Annotated in this window: 9 protein-coding genes, 1 pseudogene and 1 riboswitch; all 10 genes and pseudogenes read left to right on the top strand. The window is 34.6% G+C overall.

The genetic code is table 11. The features are described from left to right. The first annotated feature begins 227 nt into the window (after positions 1–227). Positions 228–659 carry a Fur family transcriptional regulator gene (locus CARFE_RS0112115; protein WP_028052930.1) on the top strand — a complete coding sequence of 144 codons (432 nt, stop codon included), beginning with the start codon at positions 228–230 and terminating at the stop codon, positions 657–659. Positions 660–826: 167 nt separating this feature from the next. Next, on the top strand, positions 827–1,204 hold the full coding sequence (locus tag CARFE_RS0112110; protein WP_028052929.1) for a DUF5320 domain-containing protein: 378 nt from the start codon (positions 827–829) through the stop codon (positions 1,202–1,204). Between the two features lie 87 nt (positions 1,205–1,291). Beyond that, positions 1,292–1,675 carry an Hsp20/alpha crystallin family protein gene (locus tag CARFE_RS15140; protein ID WP_051250313.1) on the top strand — a complete coding sequence of 128 codons (384 nt, stop codon included), beginning with the start codon at positions 1,292–1,294 and terminating at the stop codon, positions 1,673–1,675. 259 nt (positions 1,676–1,934) lie between these two features. Continuing rightward, positions 1,935–2,462, top strand: coding sequence for a PAS domain-containing protein (locus CARFE_RS0112100; protein WP_028052928.1), 528 nt, complete (start codon positions 1,935–1,937; stop codon positions 2,460–2,462). A gap of 6 nt (positions 2,463–2,468) precedes the next feature. After that, positions 2,469–2,645, top strand: a pseudogene (locus CARFE_RS16870) (PAS domain-containing protein); the annotation flags it as partial. A gap of 6 nt (positions 2,646–2,651) precedes the next feature. Further along, positions 2,652–3,215 (top strand): GGDEF domain-containing protein, encoded by a 564-nt coding sequence (locus CARFE_RS15135; protein ID WP_245570795.1) that lies wholly within the window; start codon positions 2,652–2,654, stop codon positions 3,213–3,215. Positions 3,216–3,278: 63 nt separating this feature from the next. Next, positions 3,279–3,363, top strand: a riboswitch (cyclic di-GMP riboswitch). Between the two features lie 116 nt (positions 3,364–3,479). Continuing rightward, complete coding sequence (locus tag CARFE_RS0112090) at positions 3,480–3,782, top strand: HD domain-containing protein (RefSeq protein WP_028052927.1); 303 nt, start codon at positions 3,480–3,482, stop codon at positions 3,780–3,782. 137 nt (positions 3,783–3,919) lie between these two features. Continuing rightward, positions 3,920–4,708, top strand: a complete 789-nt coding sequence (locus CARFE_RS0112085; RefSeq protein ID WP_028052926.1) for an HD-GYP domain-containing protein — start codon at positions 3,920–3,922, stop codon at positions 4,706–4,708. A gap of 218 nt (positions 4,709–4,926) precedes the next feature. Beyond that, entirely contained in the window at positions 4,927–6,324 is a 1,398-nt protein-coding gene (locus tag CARFE_RS0112080; RefSeq protein ID WP_028052925.1) for an ATP-binding protein, read from the top strand. Between the two features lie 151 nt (positions 6,325–6,475). Further along, positions 6,476–7,186, top strand: a complete 711-nt coding sequence (locus CARFE_RS0112075; RefSeq protein ID WP_028052909.1) for a rhomboid family intramembrane serine protease — start codon at positions 6,476–6,478, stop codon at positions 7,184–7,186. The last annotated feature ends 36 nt before the right edge of the window (positions 7,187–7,222 follow it).

The following is a 7,222-nucleotide window of genomic DNA, read 5'->3' as shown; positions in this document are numbered from 1 at the left end:
CCGGAAAATCAATAACCTGTGCATTGCTTGTCTAATGGCAGCTGCAGCCGAACAGAAACGGCTTATTGATGACCGTATGGTCAAGGTAGTAATTGAAAATGAATTTTCTGTATAAAATTATGCCAATGGCCAGGCAGTATAAAAAACTGCCTGGCCAAATAAAGTGAGCAATATTTGCGGCCACTTAATTTGAGCTAAATGTGGTCAATTAGTGTGAGCGGTAACATATGAAATCGGCAACTGTTAAGAAAAAACAAGATTTTAAGTGGACTCCTCAGCGAAAGGCTATTATTACAGCTATTAAAAACAGTAAAAAAAAGCATCTTTCAGCAGAAGAAATATATCTAATTACAAAAAAAATTTTACCTAAAATAGGCTTAGCAACAGTGTACCGAGCATTGGAGCTTTTTTGCGAGAATGGGATACTTCAGAAATTGAATTTGCCAAATCAACCAATAAAATATGAGATTTTAAAAGATGATAGTAACAGTCACTGTCATTACGTTTGTTTGGAATGCGGGAAGATTTATGAGGTACCTATTCAACAAGAATTAACTTTACCTGTTAATGAAAATCTTAAAGATTTCAAAATCGTTAACAGTTCATACTGGTATTTTGGTTATTGTAAAAAATGCAAGGATAAAGTTAATGAAAAATAAAAGAAAGGGTGTAACTAATAAAAAATGAATCGGATAACAAAAGAAACAACTCAGAAAATTTTACAGAAAATGGTGTAGAAAAATTCAACCTTTGAGTCAAACCGCTAAAAGTGATGAAATAAAAGGTATTAGTAAGTGGTTAAAACACGGAGAAAGGAGGTGAAAAAATGCCATTGGGTCCCTACGGGCTCGGTCCCAGGACCGGTAGAGCTGCGGGCCTTTGCGCAGGATTTTCCGTGCCAGGCTTCATGAACCCCGTAGGAAAGAGGTTCTGGCGCAAGAATATTGGTTCTTGGTTTAGGCATGGTAGTTTTGGATTTGGCAGGGGCTGGAGGCACTGGTACTATGCCACAGGTTTGCCTTTCTGGGCAAGGAAACCTTATCCTTTTGACCATAATCCAGTAAATGGACCGAAATATGAAGAAGAAATCCTTTCCCAGGAGGCCAAATATTTGAAAGAACAGCTAAAAGTGATAGAAGAAAGGCTGGAAGAGCTTAAAAAGGCAAAAAAAGAAGGTAATAATGAAGAAAAAGACCAAGAATAAGAAAAGGGGTTGGAGAGCAGGGACGGTTCTTGCTCCGTCCCTCCATAACAATGCTGACTATTTTATATTTTAAAAGCTTTTAGAGAAGTGTTAGATTTAAATCGCCTGTTTGCCGAAGCCTTTGCACCGATTGGTAGAGGTGTATCAATCCCAAGGGTAGATATTCTTGATGAAGGCGATGAAATATTAGTTAAGGCAGAACTCCCTGGCATAGAAGATAAGAACCAGATTGAGCTGTACGTCCAAAACGATCATCTAATTATTAAAGGACAGGTTAAAGATGAAATAGAAGCAAGAAACGATAAATTCTACCGCAAGGAAATATTTGCAGGCAGCTTTGAGCGAGTAGTGTACTTGCCGGTAGAAGTAGAACCTGCTAAAGCTACTGCTGAATATAAAAACGGCATTTTAAACATCAGGCTCAAGAAGGCACAGGATAATCTGCGAGGCTTTAAAGTGGATATCCACTAATCCTCCTCTCCCCGAAGTTTTAAGGCTTCGGGGTTTTTTATTTAGGCTGAGCTAGTTAATCTCCAATTGAGGTAGCAAATCGGTGATTTTTTTGTTCTTAATTTGCAACAAAGAAAATAGTTGAAGCTAAAACCATTAATGAATAAAATATCATATGGAATAAATATACATATAAGAGTTAAAAGACAAAAGAGCGTAAAGGCTTTTGTGACTGAAATAAATTTATACAAAGTTAAGGGGGAGTGGTAAGTACGAAAGTATGGATAGTGTAGAAGCAATATATTCAAAGATTGTTGAAAATATGCAGAATGCATTTGCCTATTTAAAGGTAATAATAAATGAAAATAATGAACCTGTTGATTATGTCTTTATGGCAGTTAATAAAGCGTTTGCGGAGTTAATCGGTTTAAAGAGAGAAAATATTACTGGCAAAAGATTAACTGAAGTTGTAAAAGAATTTGAGAGTGATAAATTCAACTGGATTAAGTTATGCGGCAGCATTGCTGCAAACGGCGGCGAAAAACAGTTTGAACATTATTTTGAAAACTGTAACAGATGGTATAAAATAAATGTTTTCAGCCCGGAAAAGGGATATGTGGTGACTGTATTTACAGATATAACCGAAAACAAAGAGCGGGAAATTATCTTGGAGCAAGTTACAGAAAATGTCGAAGAAATATTAATTCTTAAAGATTTAAGAACAGGAAAAGTTTTATATGAAAATTCGGCTTTTAAAAAGATTTACGGTTTTACTGTAAATGAAACAAAAGAGAACACTAATCACTGAGATGAAATAGTACATCCCAGGGATTTGGAAAAATTTAAAAAGTTTTTAAATGCTGAAAATGTATTAACGAGAATAAAGAAATTTGGGTTTTTTACGTCGAGGTTCAGGATAATAGATAAGAAAGGTAAAGTGCGGTGGATATCTGCTAAATATCTCCCGGTAAAAGACAACAGGGGAGAGATTTACCGTGTGGTAAGGATTGAACGAGATATTACACCTTTTAAATTGTATGAAGAAAAATTGAAGAAATTAGCAAAGTATGATTTTTTAACTGGAGTTTACAACAGGAGAGCTTTCTTTCAAAGAGCGGAATCGGAGCTGGCTCGGAGTAAAAGGTTACAGGAAAAAGTGGGTATTATTGTGATTGATATTGATGATTTTAAAAAAATTAATGATAATTATGGCCACGAAGCAGGAGATAAGGTATTAAGAGAGTTTGCCGGTGTTTTAAAAAATATGTGCCGTAAATACGACTTTGTTGCAAGATTTGGGGGAGAAGAGTTTGTAATTTTTTTAAGCAAAGTAGATGAAAATATGGCAGTAAAAATCGCGGAGAGAATCCGTGAGGATGTTGAAAAACGTATGTTCCACTTGAGCCGGAAAAATATTGAGATTAAACTTACAGCAAGCTTTGGTGTTGCCGTCTTAGAAGAAGAAGACAATTATAGTGTGGAGAAAATTATTCAGAGGGCTGATGAAGCTCTTTATCGTGCCAAAAACAGTGGAAAAAACAAGACTGTATTTTTGCAGTAATTTAGGAAGCACTTAATGTACTGCTATTTGCAGCAAAAGAGCAAAGAATTTTGTAGTACTTGTATTCGACAAAGGCAAACCCGGCGAAAGCCGGGGGCGCAAAGCTACAGGGGCTAAGGCCGTAAGGCTATGCCAGCCAGCTGCCTAATGTAAGGCATAAAGGTTGATTAAAAAGTTTAAGGTAGAAAACTAAAATCTCCCTTATGCCTTACGGCAGGAGGGAGATTTTTTCATGCAAAAATGCAATGAAAAGAGGTAGAGGGAATGTATACAGTTGATTTAACTGATGTAGTTGTTGCTTTGACAAGAGCATTAGAGTTTACAAAAGAAAGATTTGCCCACCACCATGAAAGAGTAGCCTATATTGCTGCAACTATTGGTAATAAGCTAAAGCTTGAAAAGAAAGATTACGAAACACTTTTTTGGGCAGCATATCTTCATGATTTAGCTGCAGGAGCTCGATTGATGAATGTGGATGATATATCTTCAATTGATAAATACGATACTAAACATGCAGAGCTGGGTTATAAACTTTTAAAAGATGTACCATTTTTTATAGGGAAGTAGCTGAAGTAATCAGACTGCACCACCGTAAATTTATAGGTTATCCGCCGTAAGAACGATATAAAACCAATTACCTTTTAAGCCAAATTATTTTTGTTGCTGATCAGATTGAATTACTTCTTAAACAAAGAAGTCTTGCGTTGCTCCAGCGCAGTGAGATAGAACGTTACTTAACTAAAAATACAAATATACTTTTCAACGAATTAGTTGTAGAAGCGTTTTTAGAGATTTCTAAGAAGGAAAGCTTCTGGTTTGACCTTGATGAGCATTATATTGAAGAAAGACTTCAGGAATTAAGACCTGAAGCAAGAATTATAGCTGGGGAACAAGAACTAAGACTTTTAGTACTTCCCTTTGCCTATATTATTGACGCCAAAAGTCCTTTTACAAGCACCCATTCCTTAGGTGTTGCTGTTTTAAGCAGGCAGCTTGCCGAAATTGCAGGACTTACAGAAATAACGACATTAATAGAAATTGCCGGACTCGTTCATGACATTGGAAAACTTGGAGTTCCAAATAAAATTTTAGAAAAAAACGGGCCTTTAACCGACGTGGAATTTGAATTAATAAAAACTCATCCTTACTTTACCTATCATATGCTGAATAAAATTTCTGGATTTGAAGATTTGGCCAGGTGGGCAGGATACCACCACGAGCAGCCAAACGGCCAGGGATATCCCTTTAAGCTTTCTGGAGATGAGTTATGTGTTCCTTCCAGGATTATTGCGGTGGCTGATAAGTGGGTGGCATTAACTGAGAAACGGCCTTACCGGGAAGCACTGGATGTGAAGGAAGCTTTAGATATATTAACCGATATGGCAGCGAAGGAAATTGTTGATAGAAAGATAGTGAAGCTTCTGAAAGAAAATATAGATTATATTACTGGAAACAAAGAGAAAGAAGCGGGATATGGAATGATTGGTTTATAATTTAAAGATTAAAAAAGCACTGCAGTTAAGAGCAGTGCTTTCAAATTGTTTTTAATTTGCCCCTGCTTATGAAAATAGAAAGCGGGGGTTTGCTTTGAGCTGTAACACGTATAATGAACAAATACTTGGATATACTAAAAATGTTGTGTTATAATTTTATTAACTCTAAAATTACTAACTTTAAAGTTAGTAACTCATAAGTTAGCGAGGTGAATTTAATGTTTATTGGCAGACAATATGAGCTTAAAACCTTAAATAAACTTTACAACGAAAACAAATTTCATTTTATAGTTATGTATGGCAGAAGACGTGTGGGGAAAACTACATTATTAACCGAATTTTGTAAAGATAAGCCGTCGATATTTTTTGTTGCTGAAGAATACAATGATAAAATTGCTCTAGAATCTTTTTCAGATAAAATATTATCCTATTTTGGCCTTGATGGATTCGTAAGCAGATTTGAATCATGGGAAAAAGCGTTTCTTTTTTTAGCACAACAGGCGAAAGATAAACGTTTGGTTGTTGTTATTGATGAATTTCCCTATATAGTTAATTCCAATAAAGGCATTCCATCTCTTCTGCAAAATTTAATAGATCATTATTTAAAAGATACCAAACTTTTTTTAATTATTTGTGGCTCTTCTGTAAGTTTCATTGAGAAAGAGATTTTAAGCTATAAAAGCCCTCTATATGGAAGAAGAACTGCACAATTGATAGTTGACCCTTTTAACTTTTTTGAAAGTAGGAAATTTTTTCCAAACTATAATTTTGAAAATCAAGTTATTGCATATGGAGTTTTAGGTGGTATTCCTCAATATTTGAGCTACTTTGAGGATACAAAAGACATCTATGAAAATATCAAAACAAAAATATTAGACAAAGCATCTTATCTTTACGAAGAGCCAAAATTATTATTAAGACAAGAAGTCAGAGAACCAGCTTTGTATAATTCAATAATAGAAGCAATAGCAAGTGGCAGCAGCAAATTAAATGAAATATCTACAAAAGTAGGCGTCGATACTGATAAATGTGCAAAGTATATTTCTACACTAATAGACTTAAAAATACTCGAAAAAGTTACTCCCATTGAATTAAAAGAAAAAAGTAGAAAAAGTATATACAAAATTAAAGATAATTTCTTTAGGTTCTGGTATAGGTTTGTTTTCAATAATAAAGCCTTAATTGAGCAAGGATTAATTGATGAAGTTATCGAAAATAAAATTAAACCTTTTATAAACGACTTTCTCGGAGTAGTATACGAAGAAATATGTATAGATTATCTTAAAATTTTAAATAAGAACAAAGCGTTGCCCTTTATATTTGAGAAAATAGGTAAATGGTGGGGAAATAATCCATATAAAAGGTGTGAAGAAGAAATTGATATAGTAGCACTTGATAAAGACAACATAATATTTGGAGAGTGCAAATGGCAAAATAAGAAAACGGATATGACCGTTTTAAACAGTTTGATAGAAAAAAGCGCATTATTTAGTTTTAAAAATAAGTACTATGTTTTATTTTCAAAAAATGGTTTCACAGATGATGTGATAAATTTTGCAAAGTATAATAACAATATATTTTTAATTGAAAAATTTGATTATGACCTTGCAAATTAATTGAGCATCTATTTTTCAAAGTAAATTGATAGCAAAAAAAAGTATTTTTATGACTATCTTTGATGAAAAAGAAGTAAATTCTATTATCTCTACCCCCGACTTTAAAGCCTCCAATCTAAATTAACTCTGTAAAGAGAAAAGGAGAATAAAGATGATACCTTTAAGAGATGTAAACCCGAGCCGAAAATTTCCGGTGATGACAATTTTAATAATCCTGGCCAATGTGCTTGTATTTATTTTTCAAATTTCACTTCCCCGGGAGACGAGCGAGCTTTTTTTGCATACCTTTGGTTTTACTCCCCTGCGCCTGACCGAAGGATTAAGACAAGGTTTATTATCAGAGGTAGTCTGGAGTGGAGTAACCATTTTTACCAGTATGTTTTTACATGGAAGCTTTATGCATCTTATTAGCAATATGTGGGCTCTCTGGCTTTTTGGGGATAATGTGGAAGAACGCATGGGGCACTTAAAATTTTTATTGTTTTATTTTTTAAGCGGGATTGTAGCAATGACAGCGCATTACGTATTTAATTTTACTTCGGACATTGTTGCAGTTGGGGCTTCGGGAGCAATTGCCGGAGTGATGGGGGCTTACTTTGTCCTTTTTCCCTTTGCTAAAATTGTGACTTTGTTTTTTTTAATTTTTATCCCAATTTTTATTGACGTTCCGGCTTTCATTTATATTGGCTTATGGTATATCTCGCAGCTATCCAATGGCATCTTAACTTTATTTGGCCCAGTTTTTGGCTTTGGGATAGCGTGGTGGGCCCATATCGGAGGTTTTTTATTTGGGATGTTAGTGGGTCCAAAGTATAAACGGCGAAAAAGGACTATTTATTTCGACGACTATTTTATTGTTTAGGAAATTATTCTTTGATTCTTACTGTGGAACTGCAGC

This window comes from Carboxydothermus ferrireducens DSM 11255 (assembly GCF_000427565.1).
Classification (GTDB): Bacteria; Bacillota; Z-2901; order Carboxydothermales; family Carboxydothermaceae; genus Carboxydothermus; species Carboxydothermus hydrogenoformans.
Note: the sequence above shows the minus strand (reverse complement) of the source record. Positions and strands in the feature narration are given on the sequence as shown.

Excerpts from the sequence above, each read along its gene's own strand:
- CARFE_RS0112090 (WP_028052927.1), top strand. The coding sequence starts at position 3,480 with ATGTATACAGTTGATTTAACTGATGTAGTTGTTGCTTTGACAAGAGCA.
- CARFE_RS0112110 (WP_028052929.1), top strand. The coding sequence starts at position 827 with ATGCCATTGGGTCCCTACGGGCTCGGTCCCAGGACCGGTAGAGCTGCG.
- CARFE_RS0112080 (WP_028052925.1), top strand. The coding sequence starts at position 4,927 with ATGTTTATTGGCAGACAATATGAGCTTAAAACCTTAAATAAACTTTAC.
- CARFE_RS0112075 (WP_028052909.1), top strand. The coding sequence starts at position 6,476 with ATGATACCTTTAAGAGATGTAAACCCGAGCCGAAAATTTCCGGTGATG.
- CARFE_RS0112100 (WP_028052928.1), top strand. The coding sequence starts at position 1,935 with ATGGATAGTGTAGAAGCAATATATTCAAAGATTGTTGAAAATATGCAG.
- CARFE_RS0112115 (WP_028052930.1), top strand. The coding sequence starts at position 228 with ATGAAATCGGCAACTGTTAAGAAAAAACAAGATTTTAAGTGGACTCCT.